Annotated in this window: 15 protein-coding genes and 1 rRNA gene; 6 read left to right on the top strand and 10 right to left on the bottom strand. The window is 64.2% G+C overall.

The annotated features are described in order from the left end of the window. A 16S ribosomal RNA gene (locus tag D9X30_RS08985) occupies positions 1 to 405 on the bottom strand; the annotation flags it as partial. A gap of 607 nt (positions 406 to 1,012) precedes the next feature. Here D9X30_RS08985 and fusA point away from each other — a divergent pair. Next, positions 1,013 to 3,061, top strand: a complete 2,049-nt coding sequence (fusA, locus tag D9X30_RS08980; protein ID WP_153949698.1) for an elongation factor G — start codon at positions 1,013 to 1,015, stop codon at positions 3,059 to 3,061. Between the two features lie 279 nt (positions 3,062 to 3,340). After that, complete coding sequence (locus D9X30_RS08975; RefSeq protein WP_153949696.1) at positions 3,341 to 4,321, top strand: Bug family tripartite tricarboxylate transporter substrate binding protein; 981 nt, start codon at positions 3,341 to 3,343, stop codon at positions 4,319 to 4,321. Positions 4,322 to 4,810: 489 nt separating this feature from the next. Here the strand turns inward: D9X30_RS08975 and D9X30_RS08970 are convergent, their stop codons facing one another. Next, on the bottom strand, positions 4,811 to 6,055 hold the full coding sequence (locus tag D9X30_RS08970) for an MFS transporter (RefSeq protein WP_283780785.1): 1,245 nt from the start codon (positions 6,053 to 6,055) through the stop codon (positions 4,811 to 4,813). A gap of 434 nt (positions 6,056 to 6,489) precedes the next feature. Here D9X30_RS08970 and D9X30_RS08965 point away from each other — a divergent pair, with 434 nt between their 5' ends. The 4 genes from D9X30_RS08965 to D9X30_RS08950 all read left to right on the top strand — a co-directional run bounded on the left by D9X30_RS08965 (position 6,490) and on the right by D9X30_RS08950 (position 15,471). After that, a complete protein-coding gene (locus D9X30_RS08965; RefSeq protein WP_153949692.1) occupies positions 6,490 to 9,135 on the top strand; it encodes a bifunctional diguanylate cyclase/phosphodiesterase in 2,646 nt (881 codons plus the stop codon). Positions 9,136 to 9,370: 235 nt separating this feature from the next. Further along, the gene (locus tag D9X30_RS08960) at positions 9,371 to 9,742 is read left to right on the top strand and encodes a single-stranded DNA-binding protein (protein WP_153949690.1); all 372 of its coding nucleotides are present in this window, start codon (positions 9,371 to 9,373) and stop codon (positions 9,740 to 9,742) included. 256 nt (positions 9,743 to 9,998) lie between these two features. Next, positions 9,999 to 13,889 carry a chemotaxis protein CheB gene (locus D9X30_RS08955; protein WP_194946590.1) on the top strand — a complete coding sequence of 1,297 codons (3,891 nt, stop codon included), beginning with the start codon at positions 9,999 to 10,001 and terminating at the stop codon, positions 13,887 to 13,889. A gap of 421 nt (positions 13,890 to 14,310) precedes the next feature. Next, complete coding sequence (locus D9X30_RS08950; protein WP_228771068.1) at positions 14,311 to 15,471, top strand: right-handed parallel beta-helix repeat-containing protein; 1,161 nt, start codon at positions 14,311 to 14,313, stop codon at positions 15,469 to 15,471. 64 nt (positions 15,472 to 15,535) lie between these two features. On the opposite strand, the gene rfbA is transcribed toward D9X30_RS08950, so the two are convergent. Genes rfbA through D9X30_RS08910 form a run of 8 tightly spaced genes read right to left on the bottom strand, consistent with a single transcriptional unit; the run spans position 15,536 to position 25,682 of the window. Continuing rightward, entirely contained in the window at positions 15,536 to 16,423 is an 888-nt protein-coding gene (rfbA, locus tag D9X30_RS08945; protein ID WP_153949684.1) for a glucose-1-phosphate thymidylyltransferase RfbA, read from the bottom strand. Continuing rightward, complete coding sequence (locus D9X30_RS08940; protein WP_153949682.1) at positions 16,420 to 17,712, bottom strand: oligosaccharide flippase family protein; 1,293 nt, start codon at positions 17,710 to 17,712, stop codon at positions 16,420 to 16,422. The genes rfbA and D9X30_RS08940 overlap by 4 nt, the downstream gene beginning before the upstream one ends. 19 nt (positions 17,713 to 17,731) lie before the next feature. Continuing rightward, a complete protein-coding gene (locus D9X30_RS08935; RefSeq protein ID WP_194946589.1) occupies positions 17,732 to 19,033 on the bottom strand; it encodes an oligosaccharide repeat unit polymerase in 1,302 nt (433 codons plus the stop codon). Positions 19,034 to 19,042: 9 nt separating this feature from the next. Beyond that, positions 19,043 to 20,296 carry a glycosyltransferase family 4 protein gene (locus D9X30_RS08930; protein WP_153949680.1) on the bottom strand — a complete coding sequence of 418 codons (1,254 nt, stop codon included), beginning with the start codon at positions 20,294 to 20,296 and terminating at the stop codon, positions 19,043 to 19,045. Then, positions 20,278 to 21,387 carry a glycosyltransferase family 4 protein gene (locus D9X30_RS08925; protein ID WP_153949679.1) on the bottom strand — a complete coding sequence of 370 codons (1,110 nt, stop codon included), beginning with the start codon at positions 21,385 to 21,387 and terminating at the stop codon, positions 20,278 to 20,280. Before D9X30_RS08925 ends, D9X30_RS08930 begins: the two co-directional genes overlap by 19 nt. 11 nt (positions 21,388 to 21,398) lie before the next feature. After that, on the bottom strand, positions 21,399 to 22,430 hold the full coding sequence (locus D9X30_RS08920; RefSeq protein WP_153949677.1) for a glycosyltransferase family 2 protein: 1,032 nt from the start codon (positions 22,428 to 22,430) through the stop codon (positions 21,399 to 21,401). Positions 22,431 to 22,452: 22 nt separating this feature from the next. Further along, positions 22,453 to 23,466, bottom strand: a complete 1,014-nt coding sequence (locus D9X30_RS08915; RefSeq protein ID WP_153949675.1) for a glycosyltransferase family protein — start codon at positions 23,464 to 23,466, stop codon at positions 22,453 to 22,455. 14 nt (positions 23,467 to 23,480) lie between these two features. After that, entirely contained in the window at positions 23,481 to 25,682 is a 2,202-nt protein-coding gene (locus D9X30_RS08910; RefSeq protein ID WP_153949674.1) for a polysaccharide biosynthesis tyrosine autokinase, read from the bottom strand. Positions 25,683 to 25,702: the final 20 nt, after the last annotated feature.

Genomic DNA, 25,702 nt, shown 5'->3' with positions numbered 1-25,702 from the left:
TCACACACGCGGCATTGCTGGATCAGGGTTGCCCCCATTGTCCAAAATTCCCCACTGCTGCCTCCCGTAGGAGTCTGGGCCGTGTCTCAGTCCCAGTGTGGCTGATCGTCCTCTCAGACCAGCTACTGATCGTCGCCTTGGTRGGCCTTTACCCCACCAACTAGCTAATCAGACATCGGCCGCTCCTGCTGCGCGAGGCCTTGCGGTCCCCCGCTTTCACCCTCAGGTCGTATGCGGTATTAGCTAATCTTTCGACTAGTTATCCCCCACAACAGGGTACGTTCCGATGTATTACTCACCCGTTCGCCACTCGCCGCCAGACCGAAGTCCGCGCTGCCGTTCGACTTGCATGTGTAAGGCATGCCGCCAGCGTTCAATCTGAGCCAGGATCAAACTCTTCAGTTCAATCTCTGTGTGGTGCCGAAGCACCTCGCTCTTTCGAGCGGTCGCTCACTCTCAGAAAACTGACTGGCTCGCGTCTCGCGACGCAAACCAACATGTTTTACTGYGCGAGCACTGATAACTTTTGAAGCATCACGAAGCCGAAGCTCCGTGGCGTTCGCCATCAAGCGCCCACACTTATCGGTTGTTTGTTTGTTAAAGAACCCGAGCGACCGGCTTTGCCGTTCGCTGTCGCTGCGTCTTTCGTCGCAGCGGAGAAACGAGATTATTAAGGGTTTTCCCTAATTCGTCAAGCGTTTCGGAGAATTTCTTTTTTGCTGCCGCCGATTGTTACTTGGCAGAAAACCTGAAGATATTTTCCCCCGCCGCCGTCAGGCTTTTCACCTGCACCGGCAGCGGGGAGCGAATATTAATGCCTCCACGCCGCGCTTGCAAGCAATTTTAAAAAGATGCGCATGGAACACTCGGCGGACCAGAAACTGTGCGTGACAATCCACCTGCAGCCGAACGCCGAGCGGCGAAGAGGAATTGCGCACGTCGCGCCGCACATGGTGTTTGCGACCCGTCTCGCCAATAATGGGGGAACACCGACGGCCACACGGGGGCGCCCATGCTATATGGTCCCGACGCTATTCGTACGATCGCCCTGTTGGGGCACGCGGGAGGCGGCAAGACCTCGCTAATCGAATCGCTGCTTCACAAGGGCGGCGCGCTGCACACCCCCGGCAGCGTCGAGCGCGGCACGACCGTCTGCGATTTCGATCCGCTCGAACACAAATACCGGCATTCGCTTACCAGCGCGATCGCCCACCTCGATTATCGCGACACCCGCATCTATCTGGTCGACACGCCCGGTTATCCCGATTTCTCTGGCCTGTCGATGAGCGGCATGGCGGCGGTCGAGACTGCCGCCATCGTCGTCAACGCGCAGACCGGCATCGATATGACGACGCGTCGCATGATGGCGTGGGCACAGTCGCGCAACCTGTGCCGGATGATCATTGTCAACGGCATCGATAAGGAAAAAGTCGATCTTCCCGCGCTGCTGATCGACATTCAGGAAGCGTTCGGCAAGGAATGCCTGCCCATCAATCTCCCGGCCGGGCGAGCCACCCAGGTCGTCGATTGCTTCTTCAACCCGGCGGGCGACGCCGATTTCCTGTCAGTGGCATCGGCTCATGAGGCGCTCGTCGATCAGGTCGTCGAGATGGATCCGGAACTGATGGAGCTGTATCTGGAGCAAGGCCAGCAAATCGCTCCGGACCAGTTGCACGCACCATTCGAGCGGGCACTCCGCGAGGGCCACCTGGTACCGATCTGCTTCACCTCGGCCACCAACGGTACCGGGATCGCCGAATTGCTGGAGGTATTTTTGCGGTTGCTGCCCAATCCGACCGAAGGAAATCCCCCGCTGTTTTTCCGTGAGGAGGGAGAGCACAAGGTAACGGTTCAAGCCGAGCCCGTGCCCCACAAGCACGTGCTGGCGCATGTCTTCAAGATCACGATAGACCCGTACCTCGGAAAAATGGCGGTATTTCGCATCCACCAGGGCACGGTCACGCGCGACAGTCAGCTTTATATCGGTGATGGGCGGCAGCCGTTCAAGGTGGCGCACCTATTGATGCTGCAGGGCAAGGAGCGCGTGGAAGTGCCACACGCGGGGCCCGGGGACATCTGCGCCGTGGCGAAGATCGACGAAATCGGGTTCGATGCCGTGCTGCACGATGCCACCGAGGACGGCGACATCCATCTGTTTCCGCTTGATTTTCCAACGCCAATCTACGGGTTGGCGATTGAGCCAGCACGGCGGGGCAACGAGCAGCGCCTGTCGGAACTGTTGCAGAAGCTCACGGCGGCCGACCCGTGCCTGCGCATCGAGCATCCCGCCGGCACCAATGAAACGGTCATGCTTGGCTTGGGCGAATTCCAGCTGCGCTGTGCGCTGGAGCGCCTGACCGATCATTACAAGCTCGATGTCGTGACACGACCGCCGAAGATCGCCTATCGCGAAACCATCGACGGCAAGGCTGAGGGCCACCACCGCCACAAAAAACAAACCGGTGGCGCCGGGCAGTTCGGCGAGGTGTTTCTGCGCGTCGAGCCACTGGCGCGTGGCAAGGGCTTCGAATTCGTCGATGCAGTCAAGGGCGGCGCTATTCCGGGCCAATTCATTCCCGCCGTCGAAAAAGGCATCCGCCAAGTGCTCGACAGCGGCCCGCTGGCAGGCTTTCCCATGCAGGACGTACGCGTCACCGTGTTCGACGGCAAGAGCCATTCCGTCGATTCAAAGGAAGTGGCCTTTGCGGTGGCGGGCCGCAAGGCCTTCATCGACGCCGTGCTCAAGGCAAGGCCGAGCGTACTCGAACCGATCGTGGATATCGAAGTGACGACACCAGAAGCGGCAATGGGCGACATCATCAGTGACCTGTCGACCAAACGCGGACAGGTTCGCGGCACGCGAAGCGCGGCTGGCAACAACGTCACCGTTATGGGACAGGTGCCGCTATCTGAACTGAACGAATACCAATCGCGTGTGAACAGCATTACGGGCGGCCACGGGCACTACGCGATGCAATTCAGCCACTACGAGCCCGTGCCGCCCGCCCAGCAGGAACAGATGGCGGCCCAGCACCAGTCACGGGAAGACAACACCCCCTGATCGAATACGTATCAAGCCAAATAGGCGGGCACCCCGACCACCGGCCCTTCCCCCGGCTGCGCGTGCGGGGGGGCCAGTGCCGCGCCGCCGGTATAATTCCGCCCGCATCTATTTATCCGAATTCCTGTTGTCTGAAGTGATGTCTCGAATCTTCGCGCCTGTGCCACCCGCAGCGCGAAATGAACGCGTGAGCAGCGGCGTCATCACCTACCCCCCATCAGCCCGCGCCAAAAGACGGCGAACGTTCGGCTCAGGATTCGCTTCACAAGGATCCTTGCAATGCTGAAGGCAATGCTGGCCGCCATGCTGGTGGCCTGTGGTCTCACCACCACGCCCGTACACGCCCAATCCGCCCAGGCCCAATGGCCCACCAAGCCCATCCGCCTGGTGATTCCGTTCCCGCCGGGCGGCGGTACCGATATCCTCGCCCGCCTGGTGGCCAACCAGGTGTCGCAGGATACCAAATGGACCTTTGTCCCCGATAACAAGCCTGGAGCCGGCGGCACGCTCGGCATCGCCGAAATCGTCCGTGCCGCGCCGACCGGCTACGAACTCGTCATGGGTCAGAAGGACAACCTGGTGGTCGCGCCGTGGCTTTATAAGTCGGTGTCCTACGTGCCGGGTCGCGACCTGATTGCAATCAGCCACGTCGCCTACACGCCCATCGCCATCGTCACGTCGGCCAACTCGCGCTTCAAGACCCTGGCCGACGTGGTAGCCGCAGCGAAGGCGCATCCGGAATCCATCAAGTATGGATCGCCCGGCAACGGGACGACCATCCATCTGGCTGCCGAGATCTTCAGCCAGGCGGCCGGCATCAAGTTGCTGCATGTTCCCTACAAGGGGTCCAACGCGGCAATGATGGACGCCATGGCAGGCAATGTCGACCTGATGGTGGCCTCCGTGCCGTCCGCGCTGGCCCAGGTCAAGGCGGGAAAGCTGCGCGCGTTGGCGGTAACGTCGGCCACCCGCAGCACATCGCTGCCCAGTGTTCCGACTGTTGCGGAAAGCGGCTACAAGAACGTGGACGTCAGCACCTGGTACGGCATCTTTGCCCCGGCCAAAACGCCCGCCGATGTCGTCGAGCGCATTGGGACAGAGGTCAACAAGGTGCTCGCCAAGCCCGACGTCATCCGTGCCATCCACGAGCAAGGTGCCGAGCCCAAGCTAATGACCGCCCAGCAGTTTTCCGATCTCGTGACGTCAGAATACAAGGCGTGGAAACCCATCGTGGAGCGGTCGGGCGCCAAGCTCGAGTAAGCGCGCGGGTTGGACTGGATGCTGAACCAGTCCAACGCGCATTCCAGCGGCCAAGGCGCGAGAGCGGCGCGACTGGCACACCTGCGAAGGCGGTCGCCTCAGCTAGCTTGCATGCTCTTCGACAGCGATGGGGTGCGTGTTGCCAACCGACACGCCCGCTGACCCACCGGTGGCACCGCGGTAGCTCCGCGGTTCCAACGCTCGCGTGGGAACATGGGTACGCGCCCCGGCCCCTTCGAATTCCACAATGACGGCGGTGGGGCTGGCAACGCGGGTGATGGTCACCGGTGCCCCCCGAAACGTCCACGTCGTCTCGATCTGAAAGGGACTATTTCGGTATGCCTTGCGGCGCTGCTTGCTGTTCATATCGGAAACCGCTTGGTCAATTGCCATCGCCCGGTGCGCGGGTGGCTGGGGTAAAGGTGACGTTGCCTGAGAGTTCGTTCGGCTCGGAAGGTTCCTGCCGGACTCGCCGCGCCGACGGAAGGATCACGAGACCGCCTCCCCCGCTCCTGCCTCCGAGATGGCTTGTGCCAACTGCTCGGTGACGCGGATTTCCGCCCCAATGGGGGTCATCTGCGCCGTCGCCGCGAATGGTGCCGCCGATGTTGGCGAAGGATGGCGATTGCGCCGCCAGAGGAAGAAGGAGGCCAGGCCCGCGTGCAGGACGAGAAACGCCCAGAACAGCCCGCTCGCGCCGAGCGAATTCATCAGCGGCGAGATAATCAAAGGACTGATGGCCGCGCCCACCGAGTTGATCAGGAGCATGCCCTGGATGACGCGTACGAGTTCGCTAGCCTCTGCACGGTCGGCAGAGTGACTCACCGCCACCGGATAGATCGCGAAAATTCCGCCGCCGATGAGGAACATCAGCACCATGAGCAGCGGTGGATAGCTCGGCAGGAGCAGGACGGCCAGCGAGACGGCCGCGCATCCCGCACTGAGCGCAAGCAGTACAGTCTGCCTGTCCTGCCTGTCGGACCACCGGCCTACCGGGTATTGCAGTGCCATGGCGCCGCAAATGGCACAGGCCATCAATTGACCGACCTGGGCAACGCTCATGCCCTCGCGTTGCAGGTAAATAGGCAACAACGTGTAGACCGCCGCGATGCCCACGCCAGATCCAAAGCTGCCGATCGCGCCTGCGGGCGTCATGCGAACGAGATCCTGCGGCATGAGCGGTTCGGCATGCGCCACGTCTGGCGCAGTCTTCGGTAGCACGGCCATGGGCAGCACCGCCATCGAGCCCAGTACGCCGGCCACCATGAACGGCACGCTCTCCGCCACCGATCCAATGGCGCCCAGACTCATCTGCGCGAGCATGATCGATCCGTAGAGGGCGATCATATAGATCGCCAGCAGCCGCCCCCTGGACTTCGTATCCCCCACCAGCAACAGCCAGCTCTCCACGACGAGGTAGATGCCCACCATGGCCCAGCCGTTCACGAGTCGCAGAACGAGCCAAAACCAGGGATCGACAATCAAGCCCTGTAGCAGATACGTAATCGCGACCAGGGAGGCGAAGCTGCTGTACGAGCGAATGTGGCCGATCCGCGAAATCAGGCGGTCGCTGGTCACCGCGCCCAGCGTCAGCCCAACGAAATACGCCGACGAAATGGCGCCGATCATCGTTGCGGAAACATTGGCGGCATCGAGCCGGAGAGACGTGAGGGAAGCCATGAACCCACTTCCCAAGCTAACAATGAACAACCCTAAAAGTGGCCCAACCGCCACCGTCCAACCGCTGCGCGACACAACTTCCTCACAAAGCAACAAAATGCACCGCGGAGAATACCCGATGTCTGACAGGGCCTGCCTTTTGGGTGGCATCCGCTTGATTTCTGGCCGCCCGGTTGTCCGCATTGACCGGTGGCTACCCGCCCGATGCGCTTCTCGTCATCGCCAAATTCCGCAGCAAAAGGCTGATTCGACGACCCCGCGCGGGTCGCTTCAGTGGACGCCACAATTGCCGTTATTGAGGGCAACGCGATCCCGCATCTGACCCAGGCGCAGCGCGTACGATAAATAAAACGTGCTGCATTGGGCGCATCAATCGTCAAATACCGAAGGCAAGTACAGGACCCCGCAGCGAGCCGCTTGTGGGGTTCGCTGACCTCGACTAGCCTGCTATCGATGCCGATTCTTCGCTGCGCAGCGATATTCTTTTGATGCCAGAACGCTCGACCATTCGATATGGCAAGGCGCTGCAGCACTTGCGCCAAGTTCTTTCCCCATTGAACCTGGGGGCGGCAGCATGGCTGGTCGCAACATGGTCGTTCGCAACGTTTCAGCTCGTGACCGAGCGGGACCGGCTGCTCCATGACGCCGCCCAGCGCACCCAGGCGGAGGCCCGCGCGTTCGGTGCGTACTCCAAATCCAGCATCCTGCGGCTGTCTGAATTTCTTCTCGACCTGCGCGCCAGCTGGCTCGTCGGCCAGTCGGGATTCAACGAGTTGGTACGCGAGCGCGAAAACCTGGTGGTAGACCTGTCGTTCCAGGTGGCGGTGATCGACAAGCATGGGTTGCTCGTCTACTCGTCCATCGGTTCGCCCCAGGCCGGCGAGAAGGTTGATCTGAGCAAGCGCGAGCATTTTCAGGTCCATCAGAACGCCGGCGGTCGCGACATGCTGTTCATCAGCGATCCAGTGAAGGGCAAGGTCTCGGGCAAATGGTCGATCCAGTTCACCCGCCCTATCCTTCGCGCAGGCAACTTCGATGGCGTCATTGTGGTTTCGGTCAGCCCAGAGCAGTTCGCCAGCTTTGCGCAGACCTTTACGACTGTCGACGGCGAAGTGGCATCGGTGATCAAGAATTCCGGCCAGCTCCTCGCGCGCGTGCCATCGCTGGAAGGCTCCCTGGCAAGGGCCGTCGCCAACCGACCCTACCTCGCCGGCGACGCGCCGCTGGCTGGCAGCTTTCGAGCGGTGTCGGGCTCCGAAGGCGTGGAGCGGATCTTCGGCTACTCCCGTATGCCGGAGTTTGGGCTGAACTTCGTGGTGGGCGAATCGGTTGATCTGGTGCTGGTGCCCTACGAGCGTTATCGGCGCGTTGCCTTGGCGAGTGCCATCGCTTCCACGCTGCTGCTGGGGTTGTTGTACTACAGCCTGCGCCGATCCATGGCGGAGCGACGGCGTCATATCGAAGAAATGCGGCTGGCGTCGCTGGTCTATTCGTCCAGCAGCGAGGCGATGGTGGTGACGTCTCTCGACGGCACCATCATCGACGTGAATCCGGCTTTTTCCGCCGCCACCGGCTATACCATCGCGGACATCAAGGGCCGCTCCGGCTATAGCATCGGTGGGACAGACCATACGGCCGGGCTGGTGGCCGAACGCTTGCGGCTCAGCGTGGAAGCCACGGGCAAATGGAGCGGAGAAATCTCGATCCGTCGGAAGGACGGCAGCGAGTTTCCCGCCTACCTCACCGTGGATACCTACCTTGCCCACGCGCATGGCGAGCGCCGGCGCGTCGCGCTGATCCATGACATGACAGAGAAGCGGCAGGCGGAGCATGTCATCCGGCACCAGGCGAATTTCGACGCGCTCACGGATCTGCCCAACCGCCGACTCTTCTTCGACCGGCTGGGGCAGGAGATCGAACACGCAAGCGGCACCCACGATGAGCTGGCGCTCTTGTTCATCGATCTGGATCGATTCAAGGAGGTCAACGATACCCTCGGCCACGACCAGGGTGACCTATTGCTGCTGGAGGTCGTGCGTCGCATCGCGGCATCGGTGCGCGCTTCGGATACCGTGGCACGGCTGGCCGGCGACGAATTCACGGTGATCCTTCCTGCGGTTGGCGATACCGACGTCGCCGCGGGCATTGCCGAGGCGATCCTGGAGCGGATCGCAGCCCCTTACACGCTGGCGGGCGAGCTGGTGGCAGTGTCGGCCAGCATTGGCGTGGCCATCTACCCCAAGGACGCGGACAACGCCGAGGCGCTGCTGGTGTGCGCCGACCAGGCGATGTTTGCGGCCAAGAAGGAGGGCCGCAATCGCTCGAAGGTCTTTACCAAGGCGCTGCTCCAAGCGGAGAGAGAGCGCCTGCGCATCACGCAGGACTTGCGCACAGCGCTGGCGGCCGGGCAATTTGCGCTGCACTACCAGCCCATTGTCGATCTGCGCACGGGCAAGGTTTGCAAGGCCGAGGCCCTGATTCGCTGGAACCATCCGGTACGCGGACCAATACATCCGGCCGATTTCATTGCCGTTGCGGAGGAATCCGGCCTCATCATCGACATTGGTCGCTGGGTTCTCGCGGAAGCGTTGGAGCAGCTTGTACGCTGGCAGGCGCTCATGAGCAAGGGTTTCCAGATTTCGGTGAACAAATCCCCCATGGAGTTTTGCGCGCCCGCGAGCGGGCCGGAATCCTGGTCCGGCATGATCGAGCGCATGAACGTGCCGGTTGGCAGCCTGGTCATCGAGATCACCGAAGGCTCGGTGATGGAGCAGAGCGCCGGCGTCATAGACCAGCTGTTCCGCTTTCAGGCGGCGGGCATCGAGATCGCACTCGATGACTTCGGGACTGGCTACTCCTCTTTGTCGTACCTGCGGCGCCTCGACATTGACTACATCAAGATCGACCGGTCCTTTATCCGATCGCTGACGCGGGGTCCCGACGACGTAGCCTTGTGCCGCGCCATCATCAGCATGGCGCATGCCCTGCGCATCAGTGTGATTGCAGAGGGTGTCGAGACCGAGTTGCAGCGCGACATCCTGCTGGCTGCCGGCTGTGACTACGGGCAAGGCTACTATTTCTGTCCGCCGGTGGACCCCAGCGCGTTCGAGGCCTTCGTAAGCGCCGTAACTTGAGGCGGCCATCGCGTCTGACGCCGGCCGGCCGCGACATGCCGAAGCGAAGACGAGCCCGACCTGCACGGGATGGCGTGACCCCACATCGTTTGTGGCGTGGTAGTCTGCCGCGGAAATTCAGATGCTGCACACCTTGGGGCAGGCGGGGCGGTAGACAACTGCCACATGCCCAGGGGGAGTGGTGAAGGTTCAACCGAAGTCTGGGCGGCAGTCGCCCGGGATAGAGAGGTGAAGAATGATTGATGGTCTGATCGGCGGCAGGATCTATGGAAAGTCCGCGGAGCGCCAAGGGCAAGGCGGCAAGGCCTATGTCACAACGAAGGTGCTCGCCCCCGCTGGCGACGGCGAGTCGCTGTTCGTCAACGTCATCGCGTTTGGCGACAATGCGCGGGCGGCCCTGCTGGCGTTGGATGACGGCGATTCCGTTGCCCTGTCTGGCACACTGACACCGAAGGTATGGACCGACAAGAACGGCGATACGCGCCCCGCCCTCGACATGGTGGCCCATGCAGTGCTGACGCCCTATCACATCAACCGAAAGCGGCAAGCTGTCCAGCCGCCGTCAATACCAACTGGCGCGCAAGGCCTGGAGGACGGGTCTGAATAGAGCAGGATTCACGGCACGCGCTTGCCGCATGATCCATCGTCGCTCCATTCACTACGTGTTCATTGCCTCCCCGAGCATGTGAACACGCATCCGCCCTGAAGATCATGGGAGCGTGCCCTGTGATCCCCGTTTCGCCACCTTTCCGCTGTCACGCGTTCATCGCACCGCACATTTCCCGGGATGAGAGGCAAATCTGGACACGGCGCTTGCGTAGGCGCACCATTTCAGATGGTCACGTCACATGGAGCCACCGCCCATGAACGCCGAGCACCCATCGACCTTCGATGTCCTTTGCCTCGTGGCATCGGCCGGCGGCCTTCCCGCAATCTCTACCGTCGTCGGCGACCTCGCACCCGACTTTCCGGTTGCCGTTGTGGTGGGGCAGCATCTGGGAAGTGCAAGCGATCTCGCCCGAATCCTGTCAAGGCGCACCGCATTGCAGGTAGTCTGGGCCACCGAGGGCATGCTCCTTCAGCCAGGGCGTATCCACGTCGCGCCGCCAAGAACAGCCCTCGAGGTGAATCCCGATCGGACCTGCGCGCTGCGACGCACCAACGTCTCTCCACTCGATCACGCGCTAGACGCGCTTCTGCATTCGCTTGCCGAGAGTTTTGGCGAGCGAGGCATGGCAGTGGTCTTGACCGGCATGGGCAACGACGGTGCCGCCGGTGCCGCGGCGGTGCGAGCCGCAGGTGGCGCCGTGATCGCACAGAGTGAAGACACCGCAGACCATCCTGACATGCCGCGCGCGGCCGTCCAGGCCGGCGCAGTGGATCTTGTGCTGCCGCTGTGCGACATCGGCCCGACAATCGCCCGCATCGTGGCCGGCGGACGGTTTCCGCACCCTCGCAATGAGCAGGAGGCGCGCGACGTTCTCTTTGCCGGGCCGGGGGCTGCGCGCGCGGTCTTGCATAGTATCAACTGGGATGAAAGCGTGATGGGGCGCGTGATGTCCTGGCCCACTGCGCTAAAAGCGGCCCTGTCCAGCATGCTCGGCAGCGGGTTCGCGACCTGCATTGCCTGGGGTCCATCATTTATCCAGTTCTACAACGATGCCTGGATCGGCGTGCTGGGCAGCAAGCATCCGGACGCAGCCGGGGCGCCGTCGCACGTCACCTGGCAGGAACACTGGCCCGGCCTCGCAAGCGTCTATCGGGAGGTGTGCGAGACATCTCACACGAGCTTCACCCAGGACAGGCAGCTCGAACTGGCGCGCAACGGCCATCCCGAGGAAGCCTACTTCACCTGGTCGTGTAGCCCTCTCACGGACGAAGCCGGGATCGTGCGCGGGGTGATGACCATCGCGGCCGAGACGACGGAGCGGGTGCTCCTGGAGCGCAGACTCATTGCGTTGCGGGCATTGACCTCGGCCACGTCGGGCGCAGCAACCGTGACCGATGCCTGCCGGCTCGCCGAGCAGGCACTCGCGGAGCAGGCGAAGGACTTGCCGTTCGTGCTCATCTACCGGGTAGATGAAGCACGGCAGCGATGTAGCCTGTGTGCTGCCGCGGGCGTTCTCGCCGGATCTCCTGCTGCGCCATACTCGGTCGAGCTGCATTCGACGTCCACAGTCTGGCCACTCGGACGAGTGGCCAGACATTGCGAAGCACTCAGCGTGATCGATCTCGCCTCCCGCCTCCGCGCCTTCCATGCTGGCCCTTGGCCCGAGCCGCCGACAAGCGCCCTTCTGCTTCCGGTACGCCTGGAAAACGACCCCGCAGGCGCCGTTCTGGTATTGGGTCTGAGTCCGCGACTCGATTTCGATCGCCTATACCAGGAATTCACAGAGCAATTGGCGCAACAGCTGGGTGCCAGCTTGACCGATGCGCGGCTGCGGGAGTCTGCACGGGATAGGCTCGAGCAACTCGCCGAACTCGATCGAACCAAAACCGAGTTCTTCTCCAACGTGAGCCACGAGTTTCGAACGCCGCTAACGCTGATTCTTGCCCCGCTCGAAGACATGCAGCTGCGCGCGAACGTCGAAGCCGATCTGCAAGGCGAGCTGGAAGTCGCCGCGCGCAACGCAAAGCGGCTGTTGAACCTGGTGGATACGCTGCTCGATTTTTCGAAAATCGAAGCGGGGCGGCTACGCGCACAGTTCGAACTCCTCGATCTGGCGGCATTGACCCGTGATGTGGCCAGCCTCTTCCGCAGCGCGGCAGAACGTGTAGGGCTCTCGCTTCACGTCGATTGCCCTCCCTTGCCCGCGTTCGTTTCCGTCGATCGCCAGATGTGGGAGCAGATTGTTTCAAACCTGCTGTCCAACGCCTTGAAACATACCTTCGAAGGCAGCATCTCGGTGCGCCTGGCCGCCATCGATCAGCACGTAGAGCTCACCGTGTCGGACACCGGGGTCGGCATCCCCGAAGAAGAGCTGTCCAATATCTTCCTGAGATTTCATCGGGTGCGCGACGTGCGCTCCAGAACCGACGAAGGCGCTGGCATCGGCCTGGCAATGGTGTACGAGCTGGTTCGCCTGCACCATGGACGGGTACGGGCGCGCAGCGCCCCGGGGCAAGGCAGCACATTTACCCTCTGGATCCATCGGCACTATCGGCCGGAGTCGCCCCAAGCGTCTGGAACACGATCCCTTGCGCGGAGTATCGCGAAACAGCTTGCCGCCGAGGCGGACCAGTGGACGCAAGGCGGTCCAACGATAACACCGGCGCCGACAGATGTCGTCGAGGGTGTCCTGGGACCTGCGCGCCCCAGTCAGCCAGGACGCGCTCCCGATTCCTGCGTCCTGGTGGTCGATGACAACGCCGACATGCGCGATTACCTGACCCGCATGCTCGGCATGCATTGGAAAGTGCTGGCGACGAACGATGGAGAAGCCGCTTTGGCGCTTGCACGACGTCATCGGCCGGATCTCGTGCTCACCGACGTCATGATGCCGGGTCTGGACGGTTTCGGGCTGCTGCGCCTGCTGCGCGCGGACAACGAGCTCAAAGCCACGCCGGTGATTCTGGTCACTGCGCGCGCGCACGAGGAGGCAGCGATCGAAGGCCTGCTGGCCGGCGCCGACGACTATATTGCCAAGCCATTCGCATCCCGAGAGCTCGTCGCGCGTGTCGGCGCGCAACTGGAGTTGGCACGCATCCGTCGTCATGGCGAGGAGCGCGTGCGAGAACTGCTGACGCTGATGCCGGTGGCGGTCTATGCGTGCGACCAGGACGGCCGCTTCGAGGTGGTCAACCGGAGGGCTATCGAGTTATGGGGTGCCGAGCCCCCGGTCCAGGACCGCGAATGGGCGCTGCGCGGCGGACCTCATGTTCTGCATCCGGACGGGAGCATTGTCGAGCCAGAGGCCGCGCCGATGGCCAGAGTGCTGCAAAGCGGCAAAGTTGTGATGGATGAAGAGCTGGTTATCGTCCGGCCAGACGGGAGCAGCCGACGCGACATCCTCGTCAACATCCGCCCACTGCACGACGCGGATGGACGACTGATGGGAGCCGTGAGCGCGTTTCTCGACGTCACAGACCGCAAGCGCGCCGAACGAGCGCTTCAGACCATGAACGAAGAGCTGGAACGTCGCGTTGCCGAACGAACTGCTGCGCTGGCCGCCAGCGAGGCCGCCCTGGCCGCCGACCTGCGCGACACGCTGCTGCTGCATCGCGTGAGCAGCCAACCCGATGGCGAAAGCGAGATGCACTCGCTTTACCTCGACATCCTCGACACGGCCATCGCCTTGATGCAGGCAGACGCGGGTACGGTCCAGATACTGGACGAAAGCACCGGCGAACTCGTGATCCTGGCGCAGCGCAATCTGGAAGGGGTGGCGCACCACTTCATGCGCGTGCCCGCCGGGTCCAGCACCCCCTGCGGCATTGCGTTGGCGCGCGGCAAGCGGGTCTTCCTTGATTTCGATAATCCTGATGGACCGGATGTCCACGATTCCAACGGCATTCACCTGCGGGGCGGGCTGCTCTCCGCGCAATCCACGCCATTGGTCACTCGACGCGGACGGCCGATCGGCATGTTTTCCACGCACTGGCGACGTCACTATCGCCCCGGAGATCGCGAACTGCGATACCTTGACCTCCTTGCGCGACAAGCCGCCGACCTGATCGAGCGACAACAGGCAATGGAAGAGCTACGTGAGCGCGACACCGCTATCACGCGATTGCAAGGCGCCGCCGCAGAGTAATACGTTCACCTTCTCCCGGGCGATTTGCTGCCAGACCACCGCTCCGTTGATCGACTCGCCCGTGAACCCTATCCACTGCAGGGGCAATCGTCTCTGACGGATCAGGTGCCGTCTTGCGTTTCCGCCAACCTATCGCCCTTTTCCGACAACATGCTTTCGGGCGCCTGTCTCACCACCTGCGCGCCGCGGCAGGCCGGTATGCTGCGCTGAACCCCGGCAGCACAACGCCCCGGGGCACGCAAAAGGTAGCAACGATGAAACATCATTGCGAAGCGGTCACCCATGCGGTAGTGGCCACGGCGGGTGGCCGCGGATGAAGCCCGGCAGCCGCCCCAGGCGCCGCCGGCTCGGCATTGCGGCCGCAATCGTCGTCGGAGTCGCCGGCGGGATCGCGCTCCTGGCGCAATGGCCGCAAATGTCGATGCCGGTATCCCCCGCGACTGGCGCGCCGGCTGATGTGATCGTGCAGCCAGGCGCCATCGGCGTCGACCAGGCCGATGTCCTGCAGGCCGCGCTCGACAACCTCCAGCCGGGACAACGGCTGGTGCTCGCACCCGGCAGCTATCTGGTCGGCCGCGTGCTGGCGGTGCGCCGCGAACAGGTCGCGGTATCGGGCTACGACGCCACGCTGGTTGCGTCGAATCCGGACCAGCAGGCCATCCAGATCACCGGGGCGAACTCGACGCTGGTAGGCGTGACGCTCAAGGGCACAGGCTCGCAGCGGCTCGAATCCGCCACGTCGGCCAAGGTGATTGTCGATGGCACAGGCATACAGGTGCTGGACGTAACCATCGAAGGCGGCGCCAGTGCCGGCATCTTCGTGTCGCGCGGTGTGGGTATCGCCCTTGTTGGCGACAAGGTCAGTGGCACGCTGGCCGATGGCATCCATATCACGGGCGGCTCGCAGGACGTGCTCGTGCAGGATTCGTCCGTCACGGCCACCGGCGACGACATGGTGGGCATCGTCAGCTACCAGCGCGACAACGCGCAGACCCGGAACATCTACGTCACAAGCAACTACCTGGCTGGCAATGCCTGGGGGCGCGGCGTGGCCGTCGTCGGGGGTGCCGATGTCACCATCGCCGGCAACTGGATCGAAGGCGTGCAGAAGGCGGCCGCAGTGATGGTCGCACAGGAAGACGGCTATCGCACCGCAGACGTGAGCAATGTGCTGATCGCCAGCAACACGATAGCCGATGACCAGAACGCCACGGCGCCCGGCAACAACCGCTTGGCAACGGGGCATGCCGCCATCGACATCAATACCGGCAGCGGCAGCGTGACGCGCGTGCAGGTGACGGGCAACCAGGTCACGCGCACACGCTTTGACGGCTATCGCGCGCAGGGCAATATCTGCCAGGCCGACATCACCAACAACCGCTTCGCGGCCATCGGCGGCGCGGCCATCGCGCTGCAGTATCGCAATTGCACGGCGGATCAGTTCACCTGCGGCACCAATACGCTCGATGGCGCACCGCTGCCCCCACCGTCAGGATGCTCCGGCGCGGTATCGATCCAGGCCGCCGGCGCGGACGCGAACCGCCTCCCTCAGGTGCGAACTTATCTGCGGCGCGCGCGGTAATACCTGCCAGGCCCGTGCGGGCCTGGCAGCGCACACCGTTTCGACACAGGCTGCCCATGCCCGCTCACCTGACGCGCGGCGATTCCGCCAGCAGCCGCTGCAGATACTTGCCGTAATGGCTCTTGCCCAACGGCGCGGCCAGCCGCGCGACCTGCTCCTCGTCGATCCAGCGACGCCGGTAGGCAATTTCCTCGGGACACGCCACCATCAAGCCCTGCCGTTTCTGCAGGGTCGCCACCATCTGCGCGGCATCGATCAGCGAGTCGTGCGTGCCGGTATCGAACCACGCGAAGCCGCGCCCCATGATGTCGACGGCCAGCTTGCCGGCCTCCAGATAACGGGCGTTGACTTCGGTGATTTCCAGTTCACCACGGGCCGACGGTCGGATGTCGGCGGCAATATCGCAAACACGGTTGTCATAGAAGTAAAGCCCCGTCACAGCATAGTTCGATCGCGGCTGCGCCGGCTTCTCCTCGATGGACAGCGCGCGAAAGTCTTCGTCGAATTCCACCACGCCATATCGTTCGGGGTCGTGCACGTGATACGCGAACACGGTGGCGCCGTCCTCGCGACGGCTGGAGCGAGCGAGCATGCGCGCCAGGTCATGCCCATAGTAGATGTTGTCGCCCAGGATCAGCGCCGAGGGATCGCGCCCCACAAAGTCGCGGCCGATGAGGAATGCCTGTGCCAGGCCGTCTGGCGACGGCTGCTCCGCGTACTGCAGGTTCAGCCCCCACTGCCGGCCGTCGCCGAGCAAGGCTGCAAAGCGCGAAGTGTCCTGCGGCGTGGAGATGACCAGCACGTCGCGGATGCCGGCCACCATCAGCGTGGAGAGCGGATAGTAGATCATCGGCTTGTCATAGACCGGCAGCAGCTGCTTGGAGACACAGTGCGTGACGGGATAGAGCCGGGTGCCGGAGCCTCCGGCGAGAATGATGCCTTTGCGCGTCATGCCTGCATCTCCTTGGCAGTGGGGGATTCCTGTGCGACCAGCGGGGGCGCCGGCGCGCGGGAAGCGGACTCGCGCCGGTAGCAGAGATAGAAGGCGATGGCGCCAGCGGCCTCGGTGATCAGCACCGATATCACCGTGCCCCGGGCGCCCATGTGCATCACGAAGGGCACGGCGTAGATCAGGTGCATGACTGTCACGGCAGCATAGATGTTTCGCACGGTGCGGTGCCGCCCCGACGCCATCAGGCCGAGATTGCCGAAGATGAATGCCACGCTGGTCAGCGGCAGCAGCACGCCCTCCAGCCGCAGCAGCAGAATGGTGTCGTGGAACGGATCGCCCAGCCATATGCGGATGCCGACGCCGGCAAACAGCTCCACGGCCACGAACATCGCACCCGAACAGCCAAAGACAACCATCATCGCGCGACGCATCAGCGCCCGCGCGGCGGGCGGGTCCGTGACGTTGTATTGGCTGATGCGTGGATAGAACGCCGTGCCGATCACCGTAAAGATCGTCTGCCCGGCAATGCGGATCTTGTCGGCCATCGAAAACTGTCCCACCGCTACGGGACCGTGGAAATGGTTCAGCAGGATCGCGTTGAAGTTGACGTAGAAGCTGACCAGCACCAGCGACAGGAACATCGGGAAGCCTTCGCGCAACGACGCCATCGCCGCTGCCGCCGGCACCCTGACCAGCGTCGCCAGTCGCCTGCGCCATACGGCCCAAAGCGCCGCGACGGCCAGGATCAGCGTGCCGACACTGATGCCCAGCGCGGCCAGCGCAGCGTCGCCGGGCGATCTCACCCATGCCACCACGCATGCCAGGCTGACGGCCTTGGACGCGAAGTTCGGCACGACCAGCACCTTCATCCGTTCCAGGCCCTGGTAGAGCCAGATGGGCGTCACGGCATTGGCCACCACGCCCACGAAGGCCGCGGCGAGGATGGCCCGATGTTCGCGCAGGTCCGGCGCCCACCACAACGCGCCGGCCAGCAGCAACGCCGCGCCCAGCGTGAGCAGCAGCTTGGCCGCCATCGTGGCGGAGAACACCGCCGCGACCGCGGCCGGATCATCGCGCCTGAGCGATACCAGCCGTGTCGCCGACAGATTGTGGCCGTAGTCCGTCAGCAGGATCAGGTACTGCGCCAGCGCCTGGCAGTAGGCCAGCACGCCGAACTCGCGCACGCCGAGCTTGTGACCGAGGAAAGGCAACAGCACTAGCGGGAACAGGTAGTTGCTGCCCTGGATCAGCAGCAGATAGGTGGCGGTGGAGCGTATGGATGGCGGCATCGGGCGCGGGCCTCGGGGTTCAGCGTGGACCGGCGGCCGGCAGGTTCGGGCGGCCGTAGAGCGAGCGCACGCCCGCAGGCGACACGCTGGCGGCCGGTTTCCCCAGGCACCGGAACACCAGCCACAGCAGCGCCAGCGGCACGAAGTTGCGGCCGCTGAACAGGTTCGGCACGCGCAGGATTTCCATCAGCGACACCAGCAGTACAGCATGGGCGCAGCACCAGAATCCGTGGCCGGCACGCCATCCCGTGTAGCTGCGGCCCAGCAGCCACCCCATCAGCGCGGCTTCCAGCAGTGCGAATCCGCCCCACTCGTAGAAATGCACGAAGATGCCCGACGGGTTGTTGAACTCCGGATCGCCGAAGGTGTTGAGGAACAGGCTGTATCCATCGTCCGCACCGACCAGCGGGCGGAAGCTTTCGCCGACGATCGGAAACCGGATCAGCCAGTCGAACGTAAACGTCGGTGCGCCGGTGCCCCATCCCATGATCGTCAGCAGGCCGGAACCGTTGTTGATCGCCGTCGAGTAGTACAGGCCCAGCCGCTCCAGCGCGAAGTCGAAGATGTTGTCGTAGATGTTGACGTAGTACGTCTCCCACGACCGGTTGTACTCGTTTGCGATGAAGAACCCGATCAGCGGCGGGATGGCGGCAAATGGCCCGAGTGCCAGCAGCGCCGCGCGCAGCGACCCGCGCGGCGGCCGCAGGCGGAAGCGCGCCATCATCAGCGCCCAGGGCAACACCACTTCCACCAACGCCAGCCGCTCGGCAAAAATGAAGCTGCGCAATAACGTCAGCACGAACAGCACGCCCAGGTAGACCTGGTAACGGTTCAGGCCGCGAGGTGCCGTGCGGAAGATGACGAAGTAAAGCGGCACGTAGGCCACCGACGCCTGGGTCAGCGTACTGATGCCTACCACGCGCCCTTTCAGCTCCAGCACGTCGTAGGTACTGGCGCCCCCATTCAAATAGGAAAGCAGCATCGCCGGCCGGGCGATCACGCCGCCCATCATCACCACGTAGCCGATGCAGGCCAGCCAGAACAGCGCATCGAGCACCCGCACAGAAAGCACCACCGGCGTGTCGGCCGCGCGCGGGGCCAGCACACGCTCCCCCAGCGCACCCGCCGCCACCGCGAGCAGGAACAGCGCGCCGGCCATCGCATAGGTACCGTTGAAGTAGATATGGTCGATGGACTTCTGGTCACCCAGCAGTTCCAGCGACACAAGCCCATACAGCGGCAGGATGAAGCACAGGAGCAGCCGTGCAGGATCGTCCCACCAGTAGCCGTCGTACGCATGACGGGCGCCAGGCATCGTCATCGTCGCGACTCAGTTCGACGCCACCACCATCGGTTCGGCCACCGGCAGGCCCGGTACCGAAGGTGCCGAAGCTACCGCAGGCGGCACGGCTAGCGCATCCCGGCTCATGGCCGCATGCACCAGCGCCCGGAGTTCCCGCCTAAACCTCTCGGGAGAGAATTGCAGCGCATTGCGGCGGCACGCCGCCGGCTGGAAAGGGCCACTTTCCTCGAACCGGCAAACCGCGCGAACGATGTCCTCCACGGTCTGGCGCGGAAAGAACACGCCGGTGCGCAAATCGCGATCGCGGCTGTCGATCACCGTTTCGCGCGCTCCGCCCTGCCCCAGCGCAATCACAGGCGTCCCGCAGGCCTGGGCCTCCACGGCAACGATCCCGAAATCCTCCTCCGCTGCAAACACAAAGGCCTTGGCGCGCTGCATGTGCGCCACCAGTACGTCGGCAGGCTGGTATCCCAGGATGCGCACGTTAGGGGTCGCCATCTCGCGGATACGGTCCAGGTCCGGGCCATCGCCAATCACCACCAGTTGCTTGTCCGGCATCGCCGCGAACGCCTCGACGATCAGGCTCACCCGCTTGTAGGGCACCAGCCGCGATGCGGTCAGGAAGAAGTCCTCGCGCTGCTCGCAGAGGCTGAACTGATCGATGTCGACGGGCGGATAGACCACCGCCGCATCGCGCCCATAGACCTTGCGGATACGCCGCGCCACATAGGCCGAGTTGGCGACAAATACGTCCACGCCATGCGCGGTGCGATGGTCCCACATCCGCATGTAGTGCAGGATGGCCCGAGCCACCCAGCTTTTCAGGCCGTGCGTCAGCTTCGACTCGCTCAGGTACTGATGCTGAAGGTCCCATGCGTAGCGGATGGGGGAATGGACATAGCTGACATGCAGCTGCCCCGGCCCGGTAATTACCCCTTTGGCAACAGCGTGGCTGGACGAGATCACGAGGTCGTAGGCGGACAGGTCCAGTTGCTCCACGGCCAGCGGCATCAGCGGCAGGTACGACCGGAACGACTTGCGGGCGCGGGGCAGCTTCTGGATGAAGGTCGTCGTCGCATGCTTGCCCTGCAGCGCCCCGCGCTGTGCATCGGGAAAGAAGTCCACCACGCTGAACAGGTCGGCCTGGGGCCATATCTTCAGGATCTGCTCCAGTACCCGTTCTGAACCGGCATACGTGGCAAGCCATTCGTGGACGACCGCGACCTTGCCGAAGGCGGCGTCATCGGTGTCGTGTCGTGGGCTCATCGTTGTGGAAGGCATGGAGATATCTCGTCAAGTAGCCGCGCGGCGGTGTCGCGCCAGGAATACCGCTGCACGTGCGCGTAGCCGCGCTGCCGCATCGCGTCACGCAACGTGCCGTCCTGCATCACATACGTAAGCAGCTCGCCGAACTCGGCCGGGCTCGTCGGCCGGAAATAGAGCGCAGCAGTGCCACACGCCTCGCGCACCGACGGCAGGTTCGACGCCAGCACGGGGCAGCCCAGCGTCATGGCCTCCACAGGCGGCAGGCCATAGCCTTCATACAACGACGGAAACACGAAACAGGCAGCATCACGAAACAATGCCTTCAGGTCGGCATCGTCGACATAGCCAAGCCGCGTGACCGGCGCCGCGTCCTCGTCGTTCTGCGGCCGGAACACGCTCGCCGAGCCACCCACGATCACCACGTCGTAGTCGGCCCCGTGCAGCATGCTCACGGCCTCCACTACCAGCCGAAAGTTCTTGTGGTAGCTGGCGCTGCTGACCGCCAGCACATAGGGCCGATCCGACAGTCCGTACTTGCGCCGGATGCCGCTCACCTCCGGCAAGCGCAACATATGGTCGCCACTGAGCGGCAGTACGCCGATCTTCCGGCCCGGGATGCGATAGGCGTCCGCAATTTCCCGGCGGGAAAACTCCGATACGGTCAGCACCCTGCGTGCCACACGCCCGACCCACGGCGCCATGATCCGATACCACGAGCGGAACGCGCGCGAATACGCCTGCGGCACCCGCACCGGCGCCGCGTCGTGCATGACCGTCACCTGGTTCAGGTACAGCAACGGCGCTGCATTGCACAGATTGAGCAACAGCGCCCCGCGCGCCGCCAGCGGCAGGCTGACCTGCTCCCAAAGCTGGCGGCTACGGCGCCCGATGGCAGGCCCCACCGTACGCACCTGCAGGTGCGGGAACTCGCCCGGATCGACTTCCACGCCTGGCGGCACGAGCAGCTCGAACGACAGGCCCGCCGTAGTGCGATCGTTGTCGGCCACCAATCGGTCAATCGCCCGCACTACCTCGTGCGCAAAGCGGTCGACTCCGGTGGCGCGCCGCCCCAGGAAGCGCCCATTGATGGCGATGGTCTTTGGCATCGCGTGAGCTCCTAGTGGCCGGCCCGCGCGAGCGGGTTGGCGATGTATCGCACCACACGGTTGCTGAACGACGCCACCGGCAACAGGCAAAGCGTCGTCAGGCATCCCACCGCCACCTTCTTGCGCAGGCTCCAGAACGGATTGGCGGCGATGGTGTGGAAATACCGTCCCGATTCATGCTGGAACCAGTGCCACCGACGCGCCAGCGTCGCGCCATACACATGCTGCGCGAAGCGGGCCTTCTCCAGCGAGAAATCGAGCACGCCCGGCGGCAGATCGATGCCGAGGCGGTCCTTGGCAAGGCCGCGCAGGATCTGCCAGCGCCGTGCCGACTGCCGGGCACCGGCCATCGCGTCCTCGGCGTTGGCGAGCGACAGGTCACTGCCCGGTGCATCGCCGCGCGTGTTCCGATGCACCCGGTAGCCGCCCAGCGCCGTCTCCACCGCGCCAACGTCGCCGAGCAGCGCCACGCCATAGATGGCGTAGAAATCCGCGCCGTGCATGTTGTCAGCACCCACCGGCACCGGAAAGATGCGGCGCAGCGCATCCACGCGATACGCATTGCCCGAGCCGGGTGGCGACGGATACAGCCATCCGGCTCGCAGCATCCGTCCGCAACCGTCTGCGCGGATCGACTGCGGGACCTGGACGCCGGTGGGCGCCCCATCGGCCGTCATGACATCGAGCCGGTACTGCACCTTCACCGGCTCGCCCTTGGCGAAAGCCGCCAGGACGGTGGCAGCGGCTTCGGGATACAGCGTGTCGTCGGCATCCAGAAAGAGGACATACGGCGTGCGGACGCGTTCGAGCGCATGGTTGTACGCCGCTACCTGCCCGCCGTTGCGCTGGAACACGGCTTCCACGCGCGCGCCATAGCCCTCGATGATCGCGCGGGAGCCATCGGTGGAGCCGTCGTCGATCACCATGACATGCACCGGTGTGAACTGGCCCAGCGCCGAATCAATGGCGCCCGCCACGTACCGTGCATAGTTGTAGTTGGCAATCACAACGGTGAGCGCGGGCGATGCGACAGGGTCCGGCATGGTGGCCTCCGTGAGCGTGGCGCTACAGCGAGTAGTCGGCGTGGAAGCCGAGCCGGCTGGCCTCGCCATCGGCAATGGCCCGCTCCAGCAGCCGCAGCCGCGCCCCGGCGTTGCGGCGCCTGCCATACAGGCGCAGCAGTTGCAGGAACACGAAGCGGTTGAGCCGGTACATCAGTCCGGACGTGGACCAGTGGTTGCGGTCGAACCACGCCTGGTTGCGGCTGCTGTAGTAGGCGCGGAAATCCGAACCGCTCAGCAACATGCATTCGAAGTGGTTCTTCCAGTTGCGCTTGACGTTCCAGGAGCCTTCCAGGTCTTCGAGCCGCGCAGCCGTTACCAGCGCGATACATCCGCCCCGCGCCGTCAGCCGCCACGTGTACTCGGTATCGTCCGCGTACAGCACGAGTTCGGGTACCGGCAGCCCCAGGTCCACGTACATCTCGCGATGTCCGAGCAGGCCCCCGTACGGCGCAAACGGCAGATGCACCACATCGGGAATCGCATCGGGCCGTGGCGCGCCCCACGGCGTACGGCGCCAGATCTTGTACGGGATGCGACCCACGTGAAAGCCGAAATAGCTCGAGCGCGGCGGCATCGCCAGGCCCACCGGAACGCCCGCCGCGATGTCGCCCTGGTGATCGGGACGGAACCCCAGCACCGCCGCGCGGCGACGGCCCAGCTTGCGCGTGAGCAGGTCCAGTTGATGGCAAAGCACGTCGACCGCGCCCTCGCATGGTGCGTTGTCATCGTCCATCAGCCAGATGTAGTCGGTGGTATCGCGCTCCAGCGCCCGGGCGATGCCCACCGCATAGCCGTTGGCCGACCCGGTGTTGGCGGCCAGCCGCACGATGGTGACGCGCTTGCCCCAGGCAGCCTCCAGCGGCGAGAGATCGGCGGTGGCGTTGTTGCTGACGACGATGGCGTGCGACACGCCTTCGTGCTCGAAGCTGCGCCGCAGCAGTTCGGCGCAGTAGTGCAGGCGGTCGCCGTAGGTGACCGTTACCAGCGTGATGCGCTTGTGGTGCAGATGCGCCATGACGGTTCTCCGTATCAGGCTGGCGTGCCAGGATGGCTTTCGGCAGCGCCGTAGGCGTAGCTGTAGCGATGCAGCGCGCCGGTGAAGTCGTTGAAGATCACACCGCGCACTGCAACACTGGCCTGGGCCAGCCGCCGCGTGCTTTCATCGATCTGTTCGACCGTGGTCACCCGGTGGCGCGCCACCATGAACACCGTGCCGGCAAGGCGGCCCAGGACCAGCGCATCGGCCACCGGCAACAGCGGCGGGCCGTCCAGCACCACCATGTCGTATTGCGCGGCCACCCGCTGGACCAGTGACGACAACTCGGGCTGCAGCAGCAATTCGCTTGGGCCGGCCGTGAGCGCGCCAGTCGACAGGAAGTCCAGGCCATGCGCCACATCACGCCGGATCGCGTCGCCGGCTTCGCAGGTGCCGGCCAGCACTTCGGCCAGGCCGGGTCCGCGATCGACCCGGAAACGCTTGTGCAGCACGCCATTACGCAGATCGGCATCGATCAGCAGCACACGCCGCTTCGACGCGCCGGCCAGTGTCGCCAGGTTTGCCGCCACGAACGACTTGCCCACGCCCGCGGTGGGCCCTGTAATCAGCACCACGCGGTTGGGCGCATCGCTGAGCGCAAAATGCAGGGTCGTTCGCACCGCGCGCAGGCTTTCGATGGCCGCATCGGGCAGTTTCGCGTGCCCGCCGCGCAGGTGGGTACGCGCCGTGCCCAGCGGCCCGGTCAGGCGGCTGCGCGGCACCGTCGCATAGACCGGAATGCCCGTGGCAATCTCGATCTCCTCGCGATCCTGCACGGTGCCCACGATACGGCGACGTGCCATCGCCAGCACGACGCCCGCCAACAGCCCCGTCAACAGCGACCCCGCCACGGCCACGCCGCGCCGGGGCTTGATCGGTGTCTCGGGCGGGGTGGCCGGATCGATAAGCCGCACGTTCGCCACCTTGCCGGCCCGCACCAGCGTCAGTTGCTGACGCGCGTTCAGCCGGTTGGTGTACAGCTCGGTATCCACCTGCATGTCGCGCTGCAGTTGCAGCACCTTCTGCTCGATCAACGGCAACTGGCGCGTCCGCCCCTGTACGACGGAAAACGCGGCCTGCGCCTCGCGCAACTGCCCGTCAATGGCCAGCAATGCCGGGTGCTTCTCGGTGTACTGGGTCAGCAGTTCCTGGCGCTTCTGGCGCAGGTCCACAAGCCGGGTCTCGGTCTCCACGCTTTGCTGCAGCAGCGCCCGCGCCTCCTGGCTGGTATCGACGGTGCCCTGCTGGGCACGAAAGGAGTTGTAGCGGCTTTCGGATTCCCCCAGCTGCTTTTTCAGTTGCGGCAATTGCTCGTCCAGGAAGCGGATCGACTTGTCCGCTTCCTCGGACCGGCGGCGCACGTTCTGGTCGACATACTCGCGGCCGATCTCGTTGAGGATGCGCGACGCCTGCACGGGATCAGCGCTGTCCAGCGATACGCCAATGATGTTCGACTGCTTGCCGCGTTCGCCAATCGCCAGGGTCTTCTGCAGCCATTCCGTCGTGGCGGTCTCGGAGTAACGCTTCAGCGTAAAGCTGGCGCCGGGCCGCCCGGCCGCCGTGCGTACCAGCAGCGCCAGCGGCCCGCGCGGCGTGTTGGCTCGCAGCAGTATGCCAACGCGGCCTGGCAGCGACACCACCGGGGCGCCGAACGTCGAGGACAACTCCAGGGTGAAGGCGCCATGCTCGCCCAGCGTAAGCGTGAATGGCTGGCCCTGATAGGCTGCGGGCACGTCGAAGGTCGTGACGTCGATCCGTTCCTTGCCATAGACGTGTCCGCCGATCGGGCGCGAATAGCCTTCGGCGCGCTCGGCCAGCCACCAGCCGATCACCGGCAGGTAGCGCGGCGTCACGTCGAGATGGAGCCGGAGCGTATCGACCGCGCGGGATACCACCATGCGCGAACTGAGCACCTGGATCTCGGACGTGGTGTCGGGCTTGATCTCGGGCGTAAGCTTCGGGTCTCCGGACGTGGAACGGTTCTCGATGGTGCTCGGCTCGACCTGGATCAGCATGTCCGAGCGGTAGACCGGACGCGTGAACACCGCATAGGCAATCCCGGCCAGCAGGCAGGTCGATGTCGTCCCCACGATCAGCCATCGGCTTGCCGCCAGCGTCGTCAGCGGGTTCATGGCACGCACCGCCGGGCGGGGCGCAGGCTCATACGCGGGATTTGCCAGGTACGAAGTGTTCATGACGGGTGTCTCCTGGAATT

The sequence above is a fragment of the Cupriavidus sp. U2 genome, from assembly GCF_009663685.2.
GTDB lineage: Bacteria > Pseudomonadota > Gammaproteobacteria > Burkholderiales > Burkholderiaceae > Cupriavidus > Cupriavidus necator_C.
This window is presented reverse-complemented; position numbering and strand designations above follow the sequence as displayed.